15 protein-coding genes are annotated in these 25,172 nt (G+C 53.8%); 11 read left to right on the top strand and 4 right to left on the bottom strand.

Annotated elements, in window-relative coordinates; translation table 11 throughout:
* Window positions 1–114 precede the first annotated feature (114 nt).
* Genes IEX60_RS18915 through IEX60_RS18905 form a run of 3 tightly spaced genes read left to right on the top strand, consistent with a single transcriptional unit; the run spans window position 115 to window position 6,012 of the window.
* Entirely contained in the window at window positions 115–3,447 is a 3,333-nt protein-coding gene (locus IEX60_RS18915) for a SusC/RagA family TonB-linked outer membrane protein (RefSeq protein ID WP_229717646.1), read from the top strand.
* Between the two features lie 10 nt (window positions 3,448–3,457).
* Window positions 3,458–5,149 (top strand): RagB/SusD family nutrient uptake outer membrane protein, encoded by a 1,692-nt coding sequence (locus tag IEX60_RS18910; RefSeq protein ID WP_188752979.1) that lies wholly within the window; start codon window positions 3,458–3,460, stop codon window positions 5,147–5,149.
* A 20-nt stretch (window positions 5,150–5,169) separates the two neighbouring features.
* Complete coding sequence (locus IEX60_RS18905; RefSeq protein ID WP_188752978.1) at window positions 5,170–6,012, top strand: hypothetical protein; 843 nt, start codon at window positions 5,170–5,172, stop codon at window positions 6,010–6,012.
* 80 nt (window positions 6,013–6,092) lie between these two features.
* Here IEX60_RS18905 and IEX60_RS18900 read toward each other — a convergent pair whose 3' ends face one another.
* Both IEX60_RS18900 and IEX60_RS18895 read right to left on the bottom strand, forming a co-directional pair.
* On the bottom strand, window positions 6,093–8,570 hold the full coding sequence (locus tag IEX60_RS18900) for a WG repeat-containing protein (RefSeq protein WP_188752977.1): 2,478 nt from the start codon (window positions 8,568–8,570) through the stop codon (window positions 6,093–6,095).
* On the bottom strand, window positions 8,570–10,891 hold the full coding sequence (locus IEX60_RS18895) for a WG repeat-containing protein (RefSeq protein ID WP_188752976.1): 2,322 nt from the start codon (window positions 10,889–10,891) through the stop codon (window positions 8,570–8,572). The genes IEX60_RS18900 and IEX60_RS18895 overlap by 1 nt, the downstream gene beginning before the upstream one ends.
* Before the next feature lie 100 nt (window positions 10,892–10,991).
* Between IEX60_RS18895 and IEX60_RS18890 the strand changes: the two genes are divergently transcribed.
* Window positions 10,992–12,197 (top strand): ankyrin repeat domain-containing protein, encoded by a 1,206-nt coding sequence (locus IEX60_RS18890; protein WP_188752975.1) that lies wholly within the window; start codon window positions 10,992–10,994, stop codon window positions 12,195–12,197.
* An 8-nt stretch (window positions 12,198–12,205) separates the two neighbouring features.
* A complete protein-coding gene (locus IEX60_RS18885) occupies window positions 12,206–13,552 on the top strand; it encodes an ankyrin repeat domain-containing protein (protein WP_188752974.1) in 1,347 nt (448 codons plus the stop codon).
* A gap of 146 nt (window positions 13,553–13,698) precedes the next feature.
* Here the strand turns inward: IEX60_RS18885 and IEX60_RS24875 are convergent, their stop codons facing one another.
* On the bottom strand, window positions 13,699–14,337 hold the full coding sequence (locus IEX60_RS24875; protein ID WP_229717645.1) for a TonB-dependent siderophore receptor: 639 nt from the start codon (window positions 14,335–14,337) through the stop codon (window positions 13,699–13,701).
* 27 nt (window positions 14,338–14,364) lie between these two features.
* Window positions 14,365–16,104, bottom strand: a complete 1,740-nt coding sequence (locus IEX60_RS18880; RefSeq protein ID WP_229717644.1) for a TonB-dependent receptor — start codon at window positions 16,102–16,104, stop codon at window positions 14,365–14,367.
* 258 nt (window positions 16,105–16,362) lie between these two features.
* Between IEX60_RS18880 and IEX60_RS18875 the strand changes: the two genes are divergently transcribed.
* From IEX60_RS18875 to IEX60_RS18850, 6 genes are all read left to right on the top strand, one after another.
* Entirely contained in the window at window positions 16,363–16,704 is a 342-nt protein-coding gene (locus IEX60_RS18875) for a hypothetical protein (protein ID WP_188752973.1), read from the top strand.
* Between the two features lie 64 nt (window positions 16,705–16,768).
* A complete protein-coding gene (locus IEX60_RS18870) occupies window positions 16,769–17,344 on the top strand; it encodes an RNA polymerase sigma factor (RefSeq protein ID WP_188752972.1) in 576 nt (191 codons plus the stop codon).
* A gap of 52 nt (window positions 17,345–17,396) precedes the next feature.
* A complete protein-coding gene (locus tag IEX60_RS18865) occupies window positions 17,397–18,425 on the top strand; it encodes a FecR family protein (RefSeq protein WP_188752971.1) in 1,029 nt (342 codons plus the stop codon).
* Between the two features lie 241 nt (window positions 18,426–18,666).
* Window positions 18,667–21,963 carry a SusC/RagA family TonB-linked outer membrane protein gene (locus IEX60_RS18860; protein ID WP_188752970.1) on the top strand — a complete coding sequence of 1,099 codons (3,297 nt, stop codon included), beginning with the start codon at window positions 18,667–18,669 and terminating at the stop codon, window positions 21,961–21,963.
* Between the two features lie 12 nt (window positions 21,964–21,975).
* Entirely contained in the window at window positions 21,976–23,712 is a 1,737-nt protein-coding gene (locus IEX60_RS18855) for a RagB/SusD family nutrient uptake outer membrane protein (protein ID WP_188752969.1), read from the top strand.
* A gap of 14 nt (window positions 23,713–23,726) precedes the next feature.
* Window positions 23,727–25,061, top strand: coding sequence for a hypothetical protein (locus tag IEX60_RS18850; RefSeq protein ID WP_188752968.1), 1,335 nt, complete (start codon window positions 23,727–23,729; stop codon window positions 25,059–25,061).
* Window positions 25,062–25,172: the final 111 nt, after the last annotated feature.

The raw sequence follows: 25,172 nt of genomic DNA, 5'->3' as shown, positions 1-25,172 counted from the left end.
TCCCCTTAAAACCAGCCATCCGGCATATTTTTGACCCCGATAACCAATTCGTTTTACCGGTAACAGTTGTTTCTGTTTTATGACAAACCCGAGGTTCTCTTTTATGGTTCTTGTATGCCATCACCCTTTGTTTGTGGTGATGCCAACGATGGCAACCGGGCAGAACGGGCGGGGTGTTATGCAGATTCATCCGTTATCCAAAACAAGTATAACCCATATAACATGAGATCCATTGATTACAAACATTACACACGTAAGTTGCGGCAGCTGACAGTAGGCTGCCTTGTGGTGCCCCTTTCGGTGTCTTCCGGTGCGGTGCTGGCACACGGAACCCCGTGGGTGGCTTTAAGTGGCATACACGGCCTGCAACAGTCGACGGTCACAGGCAAGGTTACCGACGTTAGCGGTGCACCGCTGGCGGGTGTCACGGTCACGGAAAAAGGAACCGTAACTTCTACAATGACCGACGAGAACGGCACCTTTAAACTCAACGTATCCTCCACCAATACCCTATTGGTGATTACCTCGGTGGGTTATGTTTCCCAAGAGGTCAATGTAACCAGCAGTACCGTGACCGTTGCCCTGGAGGAGGATATCAATACCCTGGAAGAACTGGTCGTAGTGGGATACGGTACCCAGAAAAAGAAACTCACCACCGGGGCGAGCGTACAGGTAAAAGGGGAAGATATCCAGAAACTGAGTACGACGACGGTGGCCAATGCCCTGCAAAGCCAATCGCCCGGCGTACAGATCACTCAGTCTTCCGGCATGCCGGGTGAAGGCTTCAAGATCAATATTCGCGGCATCGGCACCATTCATGATTCCCAACCGCTCTACGTTATCGACAACGTGATCGGGGGAGACATCAATTCGCTCAATCCATCGGATATCGAGTCCATCGACATCCTGAAAGACGCTGCCTCGGCCGCCATCTACGGGGCCCGCGCCGCCAATGGGGTCATTCTCATCACCACCAAGCAGGGCAAAGCAGGCAAGACCACGCTCAACTACGATACATTTATCGGCTGGCAGAATGTGTACAAGATGCCTTCCCTGCTTACTGCAACCGAATACATGACCATCCAGGACGAGCGCATGTTCAACGAAGGGCAGGCGCCGTATGACTGGGCCAGTCTGATTCCCAACCAGTACCAGCAGATCCAGGATGGCACGTGGAATGGGACCAACTGGCTGGAGGAAATCCGGAATCCGAATGCGCTGACGCAGAACCACGCGTTTAACCTCACAGGCGGTACGGACCGCTCGAAATTCGCCCTGGGTTATTCTATGGCTGCACAGGACGGGATATTTGGCAAACCGGTGCAGCCTCATCTCAACCGGCATACCGTCCGTATCAACTCTGAGCATGTCATCCTGAAGAACGACGATTTTGACATCCTGAAGTTCGGGGAGAACCTCACATACACGTACCGTGTCAATTCGGGTATCGGCATCGGCAATATCTATTGGAATGATGTACACAACATGATGGTCGGAAATCCACTATTGCCCGTTTATAATGCAGATGGTGGGTACTACGATCATACCAGTAAAACGGCCGATGGCTGGAAATTTGATGGGGCTACGTTTAACCCTGTGGCAGACATGGTATACCGGAGGGGGCAGAACCAGAGCAAAAACCACTCGGTCATGGCCAATGCATTTGCAGAGATACAACCCATCAAAGGCCTCCGGCTCCGCAGCAATTTCGGCTATCGCCTGAATGCTTCGTCGTATCGTTCGTATACACCCACCTTTCACCTGTCTACCACCTCCATCAATGACATCGACGACATTTCGCAGAACCAATCTGTGGGATACGGCTGGCTGTTGGAGAATACCATCGCATACCAGCGTACCTTCGGGAATGCGCACGCACTGGACGCAGTGCTTGGACAGTCCATTGAGCGTTGGGGCATCGGTGAAGACCTCAGTGTCACCACTGCCAACTCCTCCTTTCCGGGCAGTTGGAAGCGCGCCTATGTGGGCAACTGGGTAGCCTATCCGGGTTATACACCCGCCATCGGTGGTGCGCATTGGGGAGAAAGCAATTTTGCCGCGTTCTTCGGCCGGCTTAATTATAACTATAAGGAAACGTACATGGCCTCCGTGGTTATGCGGGCAGATGGTTCATCCAACTTTAGCCGTTCGCACCGCTGGGGATACTTTCCTTCGGTGGCAGCGGGCTGGAACGTTACCAATGAGTCCTTTATGGAGGGCACCGGCTCTTGGCTCAACTACCTGAAACTCCGTGCCAGCTGGGGGCAGAACGGGAATGCAAACATCCCTCCCTTCCAGTACCTGGCCACCATTGCGATTGACAATAAAAACGGGTATTATTTCGGCAACGATAAAAATACCCTGCTCAGCGGTGCCTATCCGGATATCCTGCCGAATGAAGTTGTCTCCTGGGAGACTTCCGAGCAGCTGAACATCGGCTTTGATGCGCGCTTTGCGAATGACCGGCTGGGTGTGGTGTTTGACTGGTACAACAAGTCTACCATCAATTGGTTACTCCAAGCGCCCGTTTTGGCCATTTACGGTACCGAGGCTCCCTTCATCAACGGCGGCGACGTGGAAAACCGAGGCGTGGAACTCGGGCTGAACTGGAATGAAACGGTCAATGACTTTACCTATAGCATCGGCCTTAACGGTGCGTACAACCGCAACCGTGTGGTAAAAATTGCCAATGCCGAAAAGCTCATTGAAGGGCAGGCCAATGTATTGAGCCAGGGTACCCTGCCCATGTACCGGGCACAGGTGGGTTATCCGCTTGGTTATTTCTACGGATACAAAACGGCTGGGATTTTCCAAAATGCCGAACAGATTGCGGATTACCGGGCACAGGGTCTGGGCGTGCTGGAAACCGCACAGCCCGGTGATGTTATCTTTGTGGACACCAATGGCGATGGCGCCATTACCAATGCCGATAAGGTGCAGATCGGCAACCCGCACCCTGATTTTACCGCCGGACTGAACCTCTCTTTCGGTTACAAAGGTATTGACCTGGGCATCACGGCATTCGGCGCGTTCGGCCAGCAGGTCGCCAAGTCGTACCGCTCGTTTGCCGATAGCCCGTTGCAGAATTACACCACCGAAGTCTTCCAGCGCTGGCATGGCGAGAGCACTTCGAACCGTTACCCCCGCCTCACCAACGGCAGCCATACGAACTACCAGAACATTTCCGATATCTACATCGAAGATGCCGATTTCGTTAAAATACAGAACATAACGTTGGGTTACAACCTTAAATCGGCTTTCCCGAGGTTGCCATTGGGCCAGGCCAGGCTGTACCTGTCTGCGCAGAACCTCTATACGTTTACCGGCTATTCGGGGATGGATCCTGAAATCGGCTATGGCGATGAACAAAGCTGGGCTTCGGGTATCGACCTGGGTTTCTACCCCGCTCCGCGCAATTTCATTATCGGTCTCAATGTAAACTTCTAATACGACAGACATGAAACGACTTATCTTACTATTCGTAAGCACCGTGGCGTTAGCAGGTTGTGAGAACTTCCTGGATGTGGAAAGCTACGATAAAAAGAATACGGGCAACTTCCCGATCAATGCCACGGATGCCGAGCAAATGATTACCGGTATCTATTCCACCTTCGCCAATGCGATTGCCGAAGCGGCGCATACCCATTTTTACATGGCCGAGCTGGCTTCGGACGACCGTTTCGGCGGCGGGGGTGAAAACGACCGCGACATGCACGGCCTTGACCACCTGATGAATACCCAGCCGAACCGCTTTCTACCCTTTTGGAAGGCACGGTATCAGGGTATTTTCCGGGCCAATACGGCCATTGCCACAATGGATAACGTAACCGAATGGGCGAATGAAACGCAGCGCAACCAGTTGCTGGGCGAGGCGTATTTCCTGCGTGCCCTGTTTTACTTTGAACTGTCTCAGTTATTTGGTGAAGTACCCCTGGTTACCGTGCCCGAAGCCGAAAACCTGCCAAAGGCTCCGGCGGCAGAAACCTATGCACAGATCGGGTATGACCTTCAGCAGGCCATCACCTTGCTGCCGGCCGTGCCGTATACCAGCACCGTTTCGGGGCACGCCACCAAGTGGGCTGCCCAGGCACTGGCCGCGCGGGTATTCCTGTTTTATACCGGGTATTACAACCAATCTTCGTTGCCGGTGGCCGAGGGCGGTGAGATTACCAAAGCACAGGTGATCAGCTGGCTGGAAGATTGCATCGGCAACAGCGGACATGGCCTGGTGTCAGACTTCCGTGAACTGTGGCCATATACCAATGAATACACCGCGAAGGACTACGACTATGTGTCGGATAACCAGTTAAAATGGGTTGGCGATGGAAATAAGGAGACGGTCTTCGCTGTCAAATTCGGTACCTTGGTGGATTGGGGTGATCAATATAAGCTGGGCTATTCAAACCAGTATGTATTGCATTTCGGACTGCGGTCAAACAACGGGCAGGCCGGAACCTTTCCCTTCGGGCAGGGGTGGGGAGCCGGCCCGGTCAATCCGAGGCTGTGGAGTGAATGGCGGCAGGCCGAGCCTACCGATATCCGGCGCACGGGTTCCATCATTGACGTGGAGAACGATTTGGACGACTACATCTACGGCGCGGATGCCCAGATGGAAGAAACCGGTTTCTGGCAGAAGAAATACATCCCCGTTACGGCCTATGACGAGGGAACCCTCATCCCTTCCTATGCGATCCTGAAGGATGCGGCACCTACCGATTACCAACTGGCCCATACGCAGGATCATGTACTGATCCGCTTTGCCGATGTATTGCTGATGCATTCCGAACTATCGGAAAATGCAACGAGCATGAACCTCGTGCGGAGCCGTGCTGGCTTGACTCCCGTGGCGTATTCGCTGGAGGCCCTCAAACGGGAACGCCGTTGGGAACTGGCCTTCGAAGGGCTGCGCTATTTTGACCTGATGCGTTGGCACGATGCTGCAGATGCACTTGCTGCGCAGGAAGGTGCTGCCATCAAGAACAAGGGAGTGGATACCCAGATGAAAGGTTTTGGCGGCGGATACCGCGCACGCTACGAGGCTACCGGTGGTTTCTGGGCCATTCCGCAGAATGAGATTGCACTTTCCGATGGGGTACTTACGCAGAATGCAGGCTGGGGAACACCGGCAGACGAATTTCCGGGATGGTAGTAAATCAAAAAAGAAGCAAGATGAAAAAGCTTATCAATTATTGCTGCCTGTGTGCAGCCTCGCTGGCGCTCCTTTTTTCGGGCTGTGAGCCCATTGAAGATCGTATGGATATCGGCGGTGCCATTACCGCCGAGCAGCTGGATATCTCCGCCACGTTATTGGTGGTGGATGGCAAACAATCGAACAAAGTGATACTGGACAATAGGAGCCCCGTACTCTCTTCATGGGATTTCGGGGTCGGTACGTCCCAGAAAAAGACCGACACGGCATTGTTGGTGACCGAGGGCGAAAACGAGATCCTATTCACCGGGCTTAATCCCGACGGCACGGAAATAACCAAGACTCTTACGGTGAATGTCGAAGAACTGACCTTTCCCGTTCCTCCCGAATGGGGATACCTAACCGGAGGCAGCGAGAAGGAATGGGTGTGGGACGACTCGCAACCCGCCGTATGGGGCAACGGGGGATACCTCGGCAGCTTTAAACCGGAGTGGTGGATGCTGGATGTGGCAGCCATCGAAGATCAGGCACCCGGTGAGGGTGAAGGTGCCAAACTGGTTTTCTCCCTGCGGGGCGCCAAGCTCTCCAAGGTGAAAGCGGGAGGAGAGACGACAACGGGCTCATTTTCGTTTGATATGTCGAAGAAAACACCCCTGGAAAATGGCGATACCTGGGCGGTGGGCAAACTTACCACGAAGGGAGTCACGGTATTGTGTGGCAAATCGCCCGATGAAGGAAGTATTCCGGTTTACGAGTACGACATCCTGATGCTGGACGACAACCGGATGGTGCTGAGCTATGCACCGCCGGGCACCGGTGCCTGGGGAGCCGCCTATTTTTGGGTGTTCAGGGCGGTTAACTAAGGCAGTTAACTGCGTGTCTGGAATATAGCCGACTGGCAGCAGACCGATGATGCGTTTGCCATTGGTCTGCTGTCAACCGGTTACCAGAATCCGGTATTGACAGACCATGCCTTGTCGCCAACACCCTTCACCTGCAATACATCGCCGTTTTCGGTGTAATATTTCCATTCCGCTGAGCGGTAGCCCAATAGGGGGAAGGTGATACCTGCCTCTTTGTCGTACCGGTTCAGCAAGAGGTTGTCAAACTCCACGGGCAGGATGATACGGCCGTCACTGCCGGCAATGCCGAATTTTTGGCCTTTCTGCAGCAGGAAATAGCGGTTTCCGTTGAACGCTTCGACAACATCATAAACAGGGGGAAGTATTACCTTGCCAACCGTGTCGGCCAGGCCCATGTACAGGCCTCCGGTTTCGGCATCGAAATCGCGTATCACCAGGTAATTGCCAACGAAGTAATCCATGTCCATGAGAAATTCATTGGGGCCGGTGTATACCTGGTTGATCAGGGGTTGGCCATCCGATCCGATAAACTGATAGGCCACATATCCCGCGCTGCTCCGCCAATCGGAAGCAGGGTATGCCTTGGCACCCACTGTCCTTTTCTTCCCGTCGAAATCGAGCGCTTTGTCATAAAATGGTTTCCTTACCCAGCGGCCGGTCGTGTCTATCAGTCCGTACAATCCGCCGGTCTGTACCCATGCCAGTCCATTGGAAGCAAATCTTTGGAGGTAAGCAAGCCGGTTATCGGTGGCATAGCTGTAAGGAAAGGCAAATTCTAGGTCGTTCACAATCCGTTTTTCAACAGGGTGGTACAGCCGCGCCCGTGTGGAATCGTCCGAAATCAGCACCAGTACCGTATTTTCAAGCGCACAGGTATACCGTGCGGGGAGGGTCGTTTTCGCTCCATTGCGTCCGTCTATCAAAACGGCATTACTCCCTTCCGGATCCCCGGAAAATAATCCCGCAATGCCGGCGACCTCGTTGTAAGCGCTGAATACCGGCGGGAGCATTTCCGATCCGTCGAGCGCGTATACCCCATACCGGTTGTCGTCGTTGTCAGAGGTCACAGCCAGCACCCGTTCACCGGCGCCAGGGAAAGGCCGTATGTGATCAAAATCCAAGGGGATTACCACGTTCTTCGATTGCGTGTCGTACACCCCCCGTTTCCCCTGTTTGGTCACCATCAGGTACCGGGCTGAGGCGGTATCCAACGGCTCCCACTCTTCATATCCCAGCGGAAGCAGTTCGTTGCCGTTGAAGTCAAAAACCGCTTCTTCCCCCTGGAATTCGCCTGCGATCCGTGTTGCCTCTTGGCCATAGCTCAGGGATTTCAGGTCTATTTCGTGGAAGCCCGGCGGTATCTCCACCCCTGTTTCGGCGAAAAAGAGCCCGTAGAGTGCCTTTTGCTTGGTTTTGAAAATGGCTATTCCCTCACTTCCCGATGAATAGAAATAGTCGTTTATGTGGGTGATGTCTGTATAACCGGGAGGAAGCAGCGCGTTGCCTGTGCGGTCGTACAGACCATACTGGCCATCGCGTGCCAGTACAAAATAGTCGTCGTATACACGCACTTCGTCCCATTCGGGTTGGATGATAATGCCCTGCCCCGATTCATAGACACCCTTTTTCCGGTCTTTTTCAACAATCGCGTACGGACCATAGTACCCTCGGTAATCGTTGGGGTTGGGGGTAGCAATGCGGGCATATACAGGCGGCAGGACCTCCCGGCACAAGGTATCGATGAGGCCATATTTACCATTTATTTCCACCACCAGCTCACCGCCACTGAGAATTTCCATCCATTCGTCGTCATCCGCTGCGAACTCCTTGCCGGTCGGAATATTCACAAACAGGGATTTTCCATTTTTGGAAAACGAGCTGATCCACGCATCGCTTCGCATGCCGCCCCAGTGACCGTGTTCGTAGGCAAAAGGTACCCGCACGTTGTTGTTGAAATCGATGACCCCCCATTTCCCGTTTTGCTGAGCATAAACATAATCGGATTTCCGGCCGCACCCCCCGCAGTAGTCGAACCCGTCGTACACGGCGGGAACTGCCATGCGTTGGGTTCTACTGTCGTATATGCCCCACTTTCCGTCGGTTTTGACATCAAAATAACGGCCATCCAAGTACCTCGCTTCCTCAAAGTAGGGCAACAACTCGCCTTTCGGTGTCACAAATGTCTGTTTGCCGGCTTTCGTGAGTTTCCAGCAGTCGTCCGTGTAAAATTCAACCTGTTCGAATTCCGGCGGTAGCACCCATTTCCCCTGCACCGACCGCAGTCCTTTCAGGCCGTCCCGGACGACGATGTAGGCCTTGGCGCTGTCCCCCTCATCCGCCGGGATCAGCCACGGCTGATCCGGATTTTCATAGGCGTCAAATGCCCGGTTGCCCTGGGTGTCAATGTAGAAACTACGCCCGCTTACCACTACATGAGCCAGTCCGTCCGTGCCGAAACGTTCTGCCTCGGCGGTGGTGGTTTGTCCGGAAGCCTCCATGGCCAACAGCAGGAACAGGCCGACCATGCTTCGTATGCAATGTGAATGAAATGCTGCCATCAATAGCCTAATTTTGTTTTTCCGATGATGTGAAAGGATTGTCCGGTATCCGTCGGGTCAATGTATGTCCAATGATCCCCTCGCTGCACCAGGGCAGGGAAGTAGCCGGAGTAGGAATTGTTCAGCCGGACCTCCTCGTATTGGGGGGGTGCAAGCACCTGTCCGTCGGGAGTCAGGAATCCCTTTTTTCCCTGTGCCGTAACGACGAAGAAGGTGTCGTGGAACTGGATTTCTTCGTATTCCAGGGGCAGAATGGTGCGGCCCTTGTCGTCGACGATCCCTTTTTTGCCGTCGCGCTGCACTTCGAACAGGTCCTTCCGCGCGGTCCGGTCAATGCGGTCGTATTGCGCTTCCACGATTACCTTGCCGTTGCTATCCACGAGACCGGCCTTTCCCGCTTTGGAGACAAGCAGCAGGTCTGAATCGTACAATTTATCGATGTCTGTGTATACCAGTGGCAGCAGGATGTTCCCGGCGGAATCGATCATGCCGATGTGGTCCACTTGGTTCACCTGTTTGGTGGCGATGGCCCGGCCGTTGTAGAAATCGCCTACATAGTCCAGGCTGTCGAAGCGGTGTTCCCGGCCGGAACGGTCGACGAACAGGTTGTCTTCGGCCGATATTTTCAGCCAGCCGTTCTGGAAATGTCCCCGTCTCTGGCCGATGGAAACGCTGTCGGGCACCAGCAGCTTGTTAAACCGGAAAGCGTCAAACTCCCAGTCTTTGTTGGTGTACAGCGGCTTTCCGGAGCGGTCGAACAGTTCGGTTTTCCAATAGCCTTGTACGAGGGTCTTTACGACATACCGATCGGTATCGACAGCATCGGCGAAGAGGTACTCCGTGGGAGCGATCAGCTCGGTACCGTCGCTGGTAAAATAGGCCGATATGGGCACCTCGTATCCCTCATTGGCCCCTTTGCGGTTGGTGGCTTTGATAAAGGCACCCAACTGCCATTCGATTTGTTCGTATTCAGGGGGCAGGATCCATTGCCTCTGTTCAAGGTCGTACAGCCCAATACGGTCGCCATCGGGCAGGGCGACGATGGAAGCGGGGGAAATTCCCTGCACCGAAGGGCGGTATCCATCCGTCGGCAACGGATAGCCGAAGGGGAGGAGCTCTTTTCCGTTGGAGTCAAAGATGCCGTATTTCCCGTCGGTTGCCGCCCAGATGTAGCCAACTGTTCCCGCCTGCGCGGGGCGGATGTCGTCGTAGTCCATGGGGAGAATCGGCTGGCCATTGATGTCAAACAATCCCCATTTGCCTGCGTTTTCCGTCCGGATGAACACGGGGTCCGCAGATACGCTTCCGTTGGGATCCACCAACCGGATTTCCCCGTACTGGCAGGGTAGCACGATTTTCCCGTCGGCGTTAATCACTCCTTTCATGTTTCCCTGGGATACCACGCAACGTCCTGCCCGCCATTCGCTGGATTCGTCGTAAGCCGGAGGGATCATCACGGTTCCCTGGGCAGTCAGCCAACCCCGCTTCCCGTCTTTTTCTACCCGTATCCGTTCGCCCTCTGCCTGGAGGTCGTCGTAGTCCACTTCCGTAATGATTTGCCCGAGGGTACCCAGCAGCCGGGTGCGGGTATCCTGTTTAGCGGTGATGATCGCACCCGTGGACAGCGGCAGTACACGCAGACTTTGGTAAGCGGGAGGGATCAGCTCGCGCTGCCCATCGGCCGAGCGCAGGCCGATTGCCTTGCCCACGGTCACTTCGATGCAGCCGTTCAGCCCATAATGTTCTTTCAGTCCGTCGTATTCAAAAGGCAGCACCATACGACCGTCTTTCAGTGACAGCAACCCCCATTTGCCCGATTTTTGCGCGGCAATCACCAGTCCGTTGATGGGTTGCAGTTCTTCATAGATGGGTTGGGCGACCACATGCCCCAGCGTATCGACCGCACCGTATTTCCCGGCACGCTGTACGACAGCGAGAAAATAGAGGTATTCCCGTTGTGTCTCAGTTTTTTCGGTGTCCTCGTATTCGTAATAAATCCGGTCGTAATCGAAATCCGCAATCACGTCGCCCTTCCGGTTTATAGCGCCGTATGCCCCGTTTTTGACGGCAATGCAGATCGGGGCGCCGTACTGCTCGGGTTTGTCTACCGTAACCCGCCCTGATCGGTGCAGGTACTGCCGTTTGCCGTCCAGTCTGATTTCGGCGAAATCGCTTTCGAAGGGAGCCAGCGCCTCAGCAATGAGCCCTCCGGTAGTCGCTGGGTTGGATTGTGGCCATACGGGGTGGATACACAGGGGCATAACCGCCGCAAGGATAGCGACGACGCGTAATATCGGATGGTTGCAAGAATAGTTGTACACCCTGCAAAGGTAAGCGGGGCCACGCTTTTTACAAATCCCTGTTTTTAGGGAGATTTCTTCTATTTTTGGTTCGTACCTTGCGTCGTCAATAAAACAAGATATGACAAACGAAGAATTAAGGGCCATTGAAAGTGCCGCCCGCCAGAGCGATGCGGCCACGGTGGAGATGATCATAAATGGAGCATCAACGGCCACGGATTACCCATCCTATCAGGCAAATTCAGTAGTTGCTCAGTTGATCCGTTCGGGTTTCTATCATGCGTTGGATCAATTAATCGATAAGGGCGTGCTCCTTCCGACTGATCTTTTCGAATACGACGGCTTTGACACCTCGGTGGTGAGCGTGCTGGTCAAGCCCCAACTGGGGTCGGACGAAGCATGGGACGGTTACTTATCCTGGTTCGGCGGCTATCTCAACCGGTTGGATGACATTGAGGAAGAGGTCGGTTCAACTACCCTATTGGAATATGCCCTGACGGCGAATGCGCCCCTGCCTCTTCTGAAGGTCATTACCGCTGCGGGAGCCGATCCGGTGCGGAGTGATTCCTATGGGCGCACCCTGCTCTACAAGGCCTGCGGGCTGCGGATGAATTCACCGCAGCGCACGGCCGAATTACTGGATTGGCTGCTCGGTGAAGGGGCCGACCCGAATGAGGCAACCGTAGAAGGAAAAACGGCGTTGCATGCGGCAATTGTGGCCGGCAAAATGGAAGCTGTCGCTAGGTTACTGGAACACGGTGCCGACCCAAATATTGCCGACAAGAAAGGCGAAACCGCTTTCCATTATGCAGCCGTGGGTCAGCACAACCCCGTAATACTGGAAATGTTGCTGGCCCGCCAAACGCCAGACTTCCATGCCGTAACCCAACAGGGAGAAAACCTGCTGAATGCCTATCTGCGGGTCATGTATGCCGATACGGAATCCGCCCGGAAGATTGTCAGCCTGCTCCTCGCCGCGGGTGCCGACCTTACCGAAGCTTCTTCGTGGTACAGCAATGCGAAGACCGGGGTTGACTGGGTAGCCGAAAAGTCGGCCGATCTCCTGGCGCAGGTGGTAGAAAACGGCCACCTAGGTGCTGATTACCGCGACAACGAAGGTAACACCCTGCTGCACAAAGTATGCAGGGTCGACCTGAATTACGAGGAGGCAAAAGCAAAGGAACTGTACCGGAAAGTCAAGTTTTTGCTCAAGCAGGGGGTCGATCCCCGTATCGAAAATACGGAGGATAAGAAGGCCGTGGATTATGCCATAGACGATAACCTGAAGGCGAAAACGGTTGAATTATTATTGAAACACGACAATTAGCATAACGTATGTCCCAGTCTTTTATCGTTGCCTGCGAAGGCGGCAAACGCAAAATCGCCGAGATCCTGATCGAAAAAAACCAGGTAGACGTTTCGTATACCGATGAGCGCGGCCGTACGGCACTGCACTACGCTGCTCACCGGGGATACCTGGATCTGGTAAAAAAACTGATCGGAGCAGGCGCGGTGCTCGACTACGAAGACCACAATGGCGAAACCCCATTGTACTTCGCGCTTCTCCAAAAGCAGAAGCAAACGGCGCTCTACTTGCTTGAACAGGGCGCCAAGCCGGATATCAACGATTTCCAGGGGAATGGTTTGCTGCACATTGCCGCGCAGACGGGCCAGCAGGAAATCGCCGAGAAGCTGATAGCTGAAGGGCTGGACGTCAATGCGCTCAACAACGAGGCAGTGTCGCCGTTATTGCTGGCCGTGCAATATAAGCACCCCCCGATGGTTCAGTTATTGGTGCGGCAGGGTGCAGACGTAGACATCACCGATAAGGGGGGCAATACCGCATTGAATCTTGCGGTGGCGGGCAACTCCATGCCCATTGTAACCACCTTGCTGGAGGGCGGTGCTTCGGTAAACCTGGCCAACGACCGGAGCGAAAGCCCCCTGTTGCTGGCGGTGCAGGGCGGCAACCGCATCATTGCCGGGAAGTTATTGGAGCAGGGGAGTGACATCTTTGCCGAATCTGCCGAAGGCGTTTCCCCGGTATGGTACGTGTGCAGCAGCAATCAGAAAGAGCTGCTGGCCTTGTTCCTTGCCAAAGGGCTGTCGCCCGACTACGCCCGCCCGGTCGACTCTTTTGACGGGAAAGACGGGCGATACCTTGAAACGCTGACCGCACGTACCGGCAGGCAGGCATTTGTACTGGGATACGAACCGCATTATGCGGGTGAAACGCTGTTACAGACGGCCGCGAAATCCGGGTACCTTTCATTGGTCAAACAGCTGCTTGACGCGGGTGCTTCGATCCATAAGCAGGATGCCTCCGGCAATACCGCACTGCATTATGCCGCGGCATACGGGAAAAAAGATGTGGTGCGGTTCCTGCTGTCTAACGGTGCGGAGACCGATGTGGCCAACGTGCTGGAGCAAAAACCCATCGACTACTCCAACATACAAGGGTTCAATGAAATAACCGCCCTGCTGATCGATTTCGGGGCTAAATCGAATCCAATCGGGGATGGACCCGTAGCGGCTGGGCAGGTGAAGAAAGCTGAGGTCAGGCAGGGAATGGACATGAGCGAGAAAAAGCAGGCCCTATTTGACCTCAAAGAATTGCTGGACGCCGGAATCATCAGTCAGGAGGAGTTTGATGTGGAGAAGGCAAAGATATTGGGGGCTTAACCGCTGTAAAAATGAAAGGTTTCCAAACGGGGAGAATGGAAACCTTTACTAACCAATTATAAACCTAAATTATGATGACACAAAGATAGTGTATTTTTTACACTATGCAAAATATTTTTTAATTTTTTTTGACCATCGGTGGTACCCTAGAATTTATACCCAATTGAGAGCCGTAGGTTGCGTGGTGTTTCGGTTTGCCAGTAAAACGCATTGTTCCACTCGTAGTACGAGCCACTGTACAGGTAGTTATTCAGGAGGTTGAACGCATTTAACCGGACCGTGAAGTTTTTGATGCCGTAATGGATGCCCGCATCCAATTTGAAATAATCGTCAAAAGGTATTCCTTCCAGTTCGCCGTCGTAGGTCTTCCGGTCCCAGAGGTAGGTAAAACCGGCGGAAATCCCTGCATTGCGCAGGGGGCCTCGCTGAAGGGTATAATCGAGCCAGGCATTGGCCGTATTGGTGGAATAGCCGGGTACAACGTCGCCCACTTCAAAGCCCTCCACCCCCTCGTTTAACTTGGTGATTTCTGCGTTGGTATAGGCATAGTTGGCCGTTACGTCGAAACCGGGAAGGATGCGGCCCCGTACATCAAACTCCACGCCCCGCGCTACCTTTTGGCCCAGTACAATGCTATAGCTTTGATTCGGATCGCTGTGGATGGGATCAGCGGTGAGCTCGTTTTCCTTTAATATCCGGTACACGGATACGCTCGTATTCCAGTTGCCGCCTGCCCAGTTGCGTTTAATGCCGATTTCCTGGTTATTGCCCGTGATGGGCTTCACCTTGCCGCCCCCGTAAATGCGTCCCGCCTAGGGTACAAAGGCCTGGTCATACAAGGCATACGCAGATGTATGGGCATCGATGCTCCAGCTCAGACCGATACGCGGCGTGAAATGGCTGGCCTGGTAAGCCTCTTCACCCCATTCACTCTGCTTTACCCAGGTGTAGCGCCCGGCCAGTGTAAGGCGTAGCTGGTTTTCGAAAAAGCCCAACTCATCCTGTAGGTATACGCCGGCATAGCGTTGGGTTTGGATGCCGCCGGCTGCTTCGGCCCGCTCGCTTAAGGAGGTTTCCCGGTCGAACACCGGATAGCCATTTGCCGGTCGGCCAAGGTCGGGGTTGTATACATCAAACGGATCATCTTCCGTGTCCAACGCAAAGCTCTGCAACCAATCGGCCATGTAGTCTTTGTTACCTACGTCAACGCCCGCCAGCACCCGGTGCTGGATACCGCTGGTGTTGAAATGGCCGTTTACAAATGCCTGGCCGAGGATTGACCTGCTGAAGGCGTCCCATATATCAACCCCGCGGATGATTTTTCCGTCGTCAGTCATCTCACTCTCCGGCCACATGGAAGTACCCTTTTGACTGTACCGGAGGTAATAGCCCTGTGCGGTTACCTTCCAGTTGGGGGTAAGATCGCGGGTCACATTCAGCAGAAACGTTTGGTCGGTGATGTTGGTGGGATCCAGGCCCTCCGGTGTCATCGTGAAATTTTGCGGTAGCCAGGCATATCCCTTGTTAACGGGCCCGAATACGTAATAGGAACCCACGTCAGACATGCGTGCATATTGCAGGGTATACTCCGCGGTAATTGTCGTCTTGTCATCCGGCCGGTAGGCAATCACCGGGGCCACCACGTAACGGTTGTCGGATTCATTCGCACGATGGGAACCTTTGGCCTGCGCCGATACATTCAGCCGGTACAGAACCTTGCCGTTCCGGGATAACTTGCCGTCCAGGTCGACCGCTGTCCGGTACAGGTTGTACTGGCCCACCGTGACCGAAGCTTCGCCCTTGGTCTCGCCCGTTGGCTTCTTGGTTACCACATTGTAAGAACCCGAAGGATCGCCATTTGACAGCAGGAACCCGGCGGGCCCTTTGACAAACTCAATATGATCCACAAAACTCATGTCTTCGGTGAGCGGCCCCCAATAGGAGGTTACCACGTTGAACCCGTTGCGGAGGGCCTGTATCTGGGTACCCCGCATACTGATATTCGTGTAGAGGTTACCCCAGTGCTCCAGGCGTACGGCACCGCTTACGTTGCGGATCAGCCCGTCGCTCATGCTGATTACCTGCTGGTCGGCCAACGCTTTGGGAGAAACCACCTGAATATTCTGGGGAATCTCCACGAGCGGTTCATCCAGCCGCAGGGTAGGCGAAGGCGCCAGCGTGGCATAACCCCTGGATTGCGTGATGAGGACTTCCTGCAGCTGGGCGCTGGTCATATCGATTGTAAAATCCTGTTCGACCGGAGTGCCGGCACTTACGGTCACGGTTTTCCGCTGTCTGGCCATACCGACCGCACTGACTTCCAGGGTCACGGGCCCCGCCTCAGTCAATTCCAGGCGGTATCGTCCCTGTTCATCGGTTGTTGTTCCCTGTCGGGTACCAACCACGGCGACACTTACCGCTGCTGCGGGTAGGCCGTTCGAGGTGGAAACTTTTCCAGACACTACTGCGCGACCGTTATTTTGGGCATAAACCCCTGAAATACCGAGAAAAATCACGGATAATAAGTACACTACGTAATTATAAGGTTTCATTTGCGATTGAAATTTGATTGGCAATATTAGTAACTTTTCTTATTTATTTAAAATAAATCTAAATAATAATCAAAGCTAACTGCTTATCGGATCGTGCAAAAAATTTCCCAAAGGCATAAAGAGAAGTATCATGCAGGACTGGGTTACAAGCCTCTAAAATATTGGCTTCCCTTGGCAGGGGAGAGACCGATGTAATGCGATTAAATTGCATATAAAAGGTAATTTATCTAAGTTTGTGGCTTACAAGCCCATTCACGTATGAAAGTTATCCGTCCGATCCCCCGTTTCAGCTTAGTTGTCCTGGCAGTTTGCTCGTTATTTTCCTGTTCCACCCTCTCCTATGTGGGTGACCGCTATCCGCCCACCGAACACATTGATGTATACTATGCAGAGCGGGATGTCGAATTCGAATACAAAGTGATTGGCCATCTGTCTGAATTGGTGTCAGGTGTCAATGGGGAGGAGAGTGCCAAGCAAAGCATCATCGCCAAATGCCGGGAGGTCGGAGCCGATGGCGTTATCATCCTGGGGTTCGAATATGCCGGGTCGGAAGATACCAAGCGTTACCAAAAGGCGCAGGCCATCAAGTATATCGATTAACCGGACAGCGCGTACCGGCAAAATCTATTATTTATAGTACCTTTGTGGGATCAGGTACTGATAAATGACCAAGATTAAACTAAAGCAGGGAGAAAACATAGCTTCTGATGACGAGCTGCGTGAATGGCAGCACTTGGTCGCCTATCACCGCGATGAACAAGCCTATCGCCGCCTTTTTTTCCATTTTTATCCATTGGGCGTACGTTTCTGTACCCAGTACCTCCGGCGTGGGGAGCTTGCCGAAGAAGCCGTGGCCGATGTGATGACAAACCTGTGGCTGATGGGGAAAAAGCTGATGGATATACAGAACCTCCGGGTGTATGTGCTCAAGGCTTTCCGCAACAAGGCGCTGGATTATGCCGAAAAGAACCGGAAATTCAGTTTCCAGGAGGAGTTGGTACACGACATGGCTGCCGATCTGCAATCGCCCGAAGAACGGATGATCTCTTCGGAGGCTGTTGCTGCCATTGACCGTGCGCTTGACAGCCTACCTCCCAAGTGCAGGGCGGTGTTTTTGCTCGTACGGGAAACCCGATGTACCTACCGGGAAGCCGCGGAAATCATGGGAATTGCTGAGAATACCGTCAACCGCCACATACAGACCGCCATCCGTCAACTGGCTGCATTGCTGAGGCTGTAAATTTTTTTTGTTTCCACTGGCGACTTTGCTGGGTTTTTCCGTCTCATAGGATATGGAACAAGACGAAAACCGCTTTGAAGCGCTGTTAGGCAAGTTCATGGCAGGCACGATTATGCCCGGAGAACACCTCGAAATGATGGACCTCATAGGCAACGACGACCGCAAGCAGGCCTTGTATGAGGCCTGTACAGGGAGTGGTCCGGTCGATCAGCAGTCGGTTGAAGCTGCATTTGAACGGCACTGGCAACAGTTGCCTTCGCGTGTGCATCCAGCCGGTCGGTACTTCGTTTGGCGGCGCGTGGTCGCTGCGGCAGCGGTGCTCCTTGTACTGGGCCTGGTTGTGTTCCAATCCATCTACCGCGGAAATCCACAGACATTTATTACCCAGGTGGGCGAACGTAAAAGTGTGATTCTGCCCGATGGGTCGACCGTACGCCTGAACGGCGGCAGCAAGCTGGTGCTGGATGACGGGTTTAACCAGGCAAACCGCCGGATCACCTTCAGGGGCGAGGGGTATTTCCAGATCGAAAAGGATGCCAAGCGTCCGTTTACCATTGTTACGGAGGGAACAACCATTAACGTGTTGGGAACCGTTTTTAACTTAAGGGCATACGAGGAGGAAGACAAGATTGAAACGTCATTGATTTCGGGGCGTGTAGAATTTACGCTGCCTGCCAATCCGACCAAAAAGATTCCCCTGCAACCCGGTAAAAAGGTATCGGTGTACAAAGAGGGGATAAGGGATTCTTCCGGTACGGCAGCCTTAACCGGCGGAGCAACCGAAAATTACATTGTTAGCGACATTACCCTGTCTCCGGGACAGCCGATGGCCAATGAAACGCTCTGGACCGCCGATAAGCTTGTGTTCGATGGGGATAACCTGGTGCTTGTCGCATCAAAGCTGGAAAAATGGTACGGCGTTGAAGTGAAGATTGCCAACGGCGCGAACCGCGAGAAAAAGTTCAGTGCGATTTTCCCGCACATGGAGCTGGATACCGTCTTACAAGCCCTTGCACGGACGGGAAGTTTGCGTTTCAGCCGCAGCGGTGAATCCGTTACACTTGACGCGCCAACGGATTAACTGGCACCCTAATCAAATAAACCGAATTGACAACCCTTTTTTGGAGAGAACGATGAGCGGATAAATTGACTAAAAACAAGGGAAGCGGAACACAGTGTTCCGCTCCTGAACGGATTAAAGAATTAGCACAATGCCCTGAGAAAGTAAGGTGCTAACTAATTAAAACCCAATTTTCAAAAATATGAAATTTCATGTACTTCACATGGGGTCTTTTTTTCGTATGACCCTCAAGTGGTTGCTTATGGCAAAACTAGTTTTGTTTTTTCTGATCGCGTCGTGCATCCAACTCCAAGCCACAGAGGCATTTGGGCAAATTAAGGTGTCGGTAAAGATGCGTGAAACGTCTATTAAAAAGTTAATCAAGGAAATCGAACGCCAGACTCCGCTCCATTTTGTCTACAACGACGATGCGCTGGGTAAACAGACGCTCCGGAATGTGACCGCCGATAACCAGGAATGGGACCGAGTGCTGGCACCCTACCTGGAGCAGGTCGGTCTGTCGTACGAGGTGCTGGATGGCAACATGGTCATCATAAAATCCGGTAAATCCGCCGCTTCCGTACAGCAGCAATTGGTAACGGGGGTAGTCGTCAACGAATCGGGGGAACCGTTATCGCCGGCCAGCGTGCAGGAAAAGGGGACATTAAACGGGGTGTCTACCGATGAAAACGGGACATTTGCCATACAGGTTACTGGGCCGGACGCCGTTTTAGTAGTCTCCATCGTCGGTTACGTAAGCCAGGAGATCAGGCCTTCGGCCGATCCGCTCCGGATTACGATGGTAGCAGACCTTTCGCCACTGGATGAGGTGGTGGTAGTCGCTTTCGGCGCCCAGAAAAAGGCGACGGTTACCGGGGCCATCTCCTCCATCCAGACCAAGGAAATCCGCCAAAGCCCCGCGGCCAATCTTGCCGTGAGTCTGGCCGGGCGGCTTCCGGGGCTTACCTCCATCCAACGTACCGGCCAGCCCGGCCGGGATATTACCCAGCTGTTTATCCGGGGGCAGGGCACCGTCAATGCGCAAAGCCCCATTGTACTGGTAGACGGCATTGAGCGCGATCTTACCTATATTGACCCCAACGAGGTGGAATCGGTGACCATCCTGAAAGATGCCTCTTCCACCGCCATATTCGGGGTGAGGGGTGCTAACGGCGTTATCCTCGTTACCACCAAACGCGGCACTTCGGAGGTCCCCGAGGTAAACCTGATCGCCGAGCTGGGCGCCCAGGATTTTCCGCGGTTTATCAGCCCGGTCAATTCGTATGACTTCGCTTCGCTGCGGAACCTGGCGCTGCGCAACGACGGGCTGCCCGAGCAATACAGCGCCGAAGCGCTGGAATTGTACCGCACCCAGGAAGACCCGCTGCGGTATCCGAATACCGACTGGCGGGATATCTTGGTAAAAGACGTATCGTACCAACAGCGATATAACCTGAATATCTCCGGTAAGGGCAAACTGACCCATTACTTTGTCAACGCCGGCTACCTCAATCAGGGTGGGCAGTTCAATACCGAGCGTGACCTGAACTACAACCCGACCTTTAAGCTAGACCGGTATAATTTCCGGTCGAACATTGACATCCAGATCAATAAAAACCTCAAGGCGTTTCTGAATGTTGCCGGCTACCTGGAGCAGCGCAACAGCCCTTATGCCTTGGGGGGCGATAATCCCACCGATTGGATCATCTATTTCATGAACAACATGCCTTCGGTTGTGCCTGGTCCGTTGACTCCGGATGGCGAAGTCATCACCTTTGACAACGTCGACCGTCCGGCCTATGGATTGATTAACCGCTCCGGATACATCAAGCAGACACGCAGCAATGTGCTGGCAACGTACGGCATGGAGCAGAAGCTCGATTTCATCACCGAGGGCCTGTCGGCCCGAGCGGTTGTGTCGTTCGATGCACGCACGGTAAACAACCTGGAGGCCAGCCGCAGTTACGAGAAATATGTGCAGATCATCAACCCCAACCTAACCGGTGCCGACGGTCGGGACAGCGTGTACTACCGCTTGTTCAACAACGACCAGAATACGCCCCTGAACATCGGTGGGGGGCGTGGATTCAATACCCTGTCCAATGTCCAGGCTTTTCTGAACTATGCCCGGTCTTTTGGGCAGCATGACATTTCGGGTATGCTGTTATACCAGCAGCAGAGCACGATCATCGACAACCAATTGCCCTATAAGCTGATGGGTACGGCATCCCGCCTGACCTACGGATACGGCGGGCGCTACTTTGTCGAATTCAACGCGGGTTACAACGGCTCCGAGCAATTTGCGAAGCATAACCGTTTTGGGTTTTTCCCCGCGGTATCTGCCAGCTGGGTCGTATCCAACGAGCCGTTCTATAAGGATAAGGAAGTGCTGACCCTGTTGAAGCTGAGAGGTTCTTACGGCCAGGTCGGTAACGACCGGATCGGCAGCCGGCGGTTTTTATACATTGACGACATACAGGCGGTTGGCGGAGGCTTTTCGGGTAGCTTGGGCAACGGTCAGACCATTGCCTACAACCTGCTTAAAAATAGCCGGTTGCAGTGGGAAGTTGCCAACAAATACAATGTCGGCCTCGAAATCGGCCTGTTCAACGACCTGACACTTGTGGCCGATGCGTTCTACGAGAAGCGGGACAACATCCTGCGGAACCGGGGGATCATACCCGAGATGAACGGGCTTCCCGCCAGTGTCCTGCCACCGGTGAATATCGGCGTGATTGAGAACCGGGGTTACGAAATCGAATTGAACTACCGGAAAACCATCCACAGCGATCTCTCTATCCTGACCCGGTTAAACCTCAATTACGCACACAACAAACAACTATTTGCCGATGAGCCCTTGCTTCCGGATGATTTCGCCTACCGCTACCGGGAAACCGGATACCGTATCGGGCAGATGTTCGGTTACATCGTTGACGGCTACTTTAAAGATGCGGCAGACATTGCGCAATCGCCTGTACAGGAAGTGGGCGGGCACGAATCACGCCCGGGCGACTTTAAGTATCGCGATCTGAACGGAGACAATGTGATCAACGAGCGGGATATTTCGCCCATCGGTTATTCAACGGTACCCGAATACCAATACGGATTGGCCCTCAACGTCAATTATAAAACGTTCGACATCAGTGTGCTCCTGCAGGGAATTGCCAATGTAAGTAACTTCTACAGCGACCAGGGGGTTTTCGCCGGCAACAACTACGTAGCCCGGCACCTCGAAAGCTGGACGGAAGAGCGCGCCGCTTCGGGAGCACCCATCAACTATCCACGTCTGACCACGCAGGCCAGCCCCAACGAGCGGGCCAACTCATTCTTCATACTGAATGCCAGTTACCTCCGGTTGAAAAATATGGAAATCGGCTATTCTCTGCCGGGTAGGTGGTCATCCCGTATCGGGGCAAAGCGGCTGCGTATCTATGCCAATGGCCTCAATCTTTTTACCTGGGATAAGCTGCCTACGAAAGAATTCGATCCCGAACTGACGAACAGCAGGGATTACCCGATCACCCGGTTGTATAATTTTGGTTTGAATCTCACATTTTAATAGCGTATTGTGATGAAAACAATAAAGATATTTACGATGGTGCTGTCATTCCTGGCACTGTCAGCGTGTTCGAGGGATTTTCTGGATATTACACCCGACGGACGCACCACATTGGAAGAAATTTTCCAGGACGAGAAACGGACAGAAGCCTACCTGAACCGCGTTTACGGAAGCATGCCCAGCTACTTTTGGAAGTACGGCTTTTTCGATTTCCTGGCTCCGTTTTCGGACGAAGCCTATGCATATTCAGGTGCGGCCCTGGGCTGGGCGGCAGGTATGCTGACTCCGACCATCAACCCGCTCCATACCCCTCAGGAGCGCGGCAAAGGTGTATACCATTGGGGTACCTTCTGGGCCGGTATACGGGATGCCAACGTGTTTTTAGCCAACGTCGAGACAGCAAACATCCCGAGCCCGACAAACCGGGAGCGGTTCCGCGGCGAAGCCCGGTTGCTCCGTGCGTTCTATTTCTGGGAGCTGATCAAGGAGTACGGTCCGATGCCGATCGTAACCGAGCCGTTTGCCAACGACTACGACTACACCACCCTCACACGGCCCACATTTGAGGAATGCGTCAATTTTATCGCGAGCGAATGCGACATCGTGATTGGAAACAGCAACCTGCCCATGCGGATCACGACCGAGGCCGAGCGTGGCAGGTTCACCCGGGCTGTTGCTTATGCCATCAAGTCGCAGGCACTGCTGTACAACGCAAGCCCCCTGTGGAATCCGGGCAATGACAAAGGCAGGTGGACTAGGGCTGCTGAAGCTGCCAAGCAGGGGGTCGACGCACTGACCGCCCAGGGATATGCCCTGGTGGGCGATTACAGCAATTACTTCCTGAGTAAAACGGATATCTCTTCGGCTCCCGGCGACCGCGAAACGATCTACGAAGTGCACGAGCCGCAGATCGACCCCGTATTCAGCATCATCAACAGCATTCCGAGCAAGCCCGGCATGTTCAAGGTAGGCGCTACGCCGACACAGGAGCTGGTAGATAGCTACGAGATGCAGGCTACGGGCGAGCCGGTAATTCTGGGATACCAGGATGAGGAGCATACCCAGCCGATTTACAACCCCGCTTCGGGCTACGATCCGGCCAATCCCTATGTGGGCAGGGACCCCCGGTTCTATGCAACGGTATGGTACAACGGTGCCGCGTATGACAACATCGGCGGCGAAATCCACCTCATGGAGACCTACGTAGGTGGCGCCGATCAGCTGCTCGTCGCCCCGCTCGGCTGGGCGTTCACCCGCACGGGCTACTACCTGCGCAAATTCATCGATCCCAAACTGCAGTCGGGCCAGCCCGAAGACACACGTTGGAAGAAATACCGCCTGGCCGAGCTGTACCTCAATCTTGCCGAGGCTGAAAACGAAGCCAACGGCCCGACAGGCTTGGCGTACAGCGCCATCAACACCGTGCGGTCTCGGGTGCATATGCCGGATCTGCCGCAGAACCTGACCCAGGAACAGTTCCGTCAGCGGGTCCGCAACGAACGGCGGGTAGAGCTCGCCTTTGAGGAACAACGCTTCTGGGATGTACGCAGGTGGAAGATACTCGACCAGACCGACAAGCTGGTTACCGGTATGGAGATCACCAAAGAAGCAGACCATTCGTTTTCTTACAAGCGGTTCGTGACCGAATACCGGGCGCTGTGGGCTGACAAAAACCTGCTCATGCCGATCCCATTGACCGATGCATCGATCATCCCTGATTTCGACCTGCATCAAAATCCGGGGTACTAGTTATGCGCAGTGTTATGCTTCATATTCATTTCTTCGTTTATGCATCGATGCTTTCCGCATCGATGCTTTGCGCGTGCGCAAAAGACAACGAAGCAAATCCAGACCGCCCGGATGGAGGTGCCGACCGCTATGTTGTGTTTTTCCTGACCAATACGGACGTTGAGCAAGCCGATGGCGAAAATACAGGGAGAGACGCCAATACCGCTTATACGTTTGTGGGTGAACTGCCGCATCTGTTTGGGGACATCCGCCCCGGTGCCGAATACAAGTATGCTTTCGGGCTGCCGGGCCCGATGCTCCTGACACAGTCGGTTGCCGAAATGCAGTATCAGGTTAACAAAGCATTCGACATCGCGGAAAAATACGGTGTGCCGGTGTACTTCCAGCTCGACGACATCAATAACTATACGAAAGAGTTTGGCAGCGGGGCTAATCCGAAGTTTTTCGAGCATCCGGAATGGTGTGAATGGGTTTCTTTTCCCAAACCCGGTGAACAATGGGGCGGGCAGTCAAACGGAAGGCTGCCTTACTATTGGTTCAATTGGGGCAACTGGATGCATGCCGATCACTTTCCCAACCTGGCTTCGCCGGATTTCCAGGCATTCGTAAAAGAGCAACTGACACAGGGTGTGCTCTCCGTGCTTGTAAGCCGCTATGAGGCATTGAAGGCCGTGGGCAAAGACTACCTGTTTGCCGGGATGGCCATCGGCTGGGAAACGCATATCCCCGATTATTCGGCAGATAACACGATCTACAACATCCAGCCGGATGACCTTCCGGTCAATCAGCTGCTGGGAGACCGGATGGAGCCCTGGGAGGCAGGCAAACTCGGTTACGGAGCCCTGCACACATTGGGATACACCACCTATGACAAGGAGCGGCTTTACCGGGTAATCCACGACTATTCCGAGTTTTTGGCCAAGGTGGTCTACGACGCCGGGATACCCAGGGAAAAGATTTTCACCCATATCGTGGGGATCAAATCCAGCCATCCCGAGCTGTCCACCACGTTTGCCCCACCCATCTGGGTGGCGGTTAACGATTATTCCATACCGGGTTTCTCCATGTCGCCCGTCTCCTGCCCGTATGACCTGGGCACGTTGAAGGCTGAGATTGCCAAAGCCGATCCCACCCAGACCCGTTTCGGGAACGTCGAGGGGTACAGCATCGGCGTGGACGGCTCACAGGAGCAAGCCGATGCCTATTTCAGGGATATGTTTGGCAACGGGGCGTCTGTTGTGGCCGTGTTTGGCTGGGGGCGGGAGCCCGCCACCTCCGCATTCGCCGTATCGCACAGTCCCGCTTCCCCCTTTGTGCAGGCCGCCAAAAAATGGCTGAAGGCACCTTAACATCGGAATAAGACGATGCGCCCGAACGAAAAGAGGCCGTCTCAAAAGTACCGAGACGGTTTTTTTCGTTTTTTATATTTATCGGGTCCGTTTACCGGGGATATTCTTATT

This window comes from Parapedobacter defluvii, from assembly GCF_014642075.1.
Taxonomy (GTDB): domain Bacteria; phylum Bacteroidota; class Bacteroidia; order Sphingobacteriales; family Sphingobacteriaceae; genus Parapedobacter; species Parapedobacter defluvii.
This window is presented reverse-complemented; position numbering and strand designations above follow the sequence as displayed.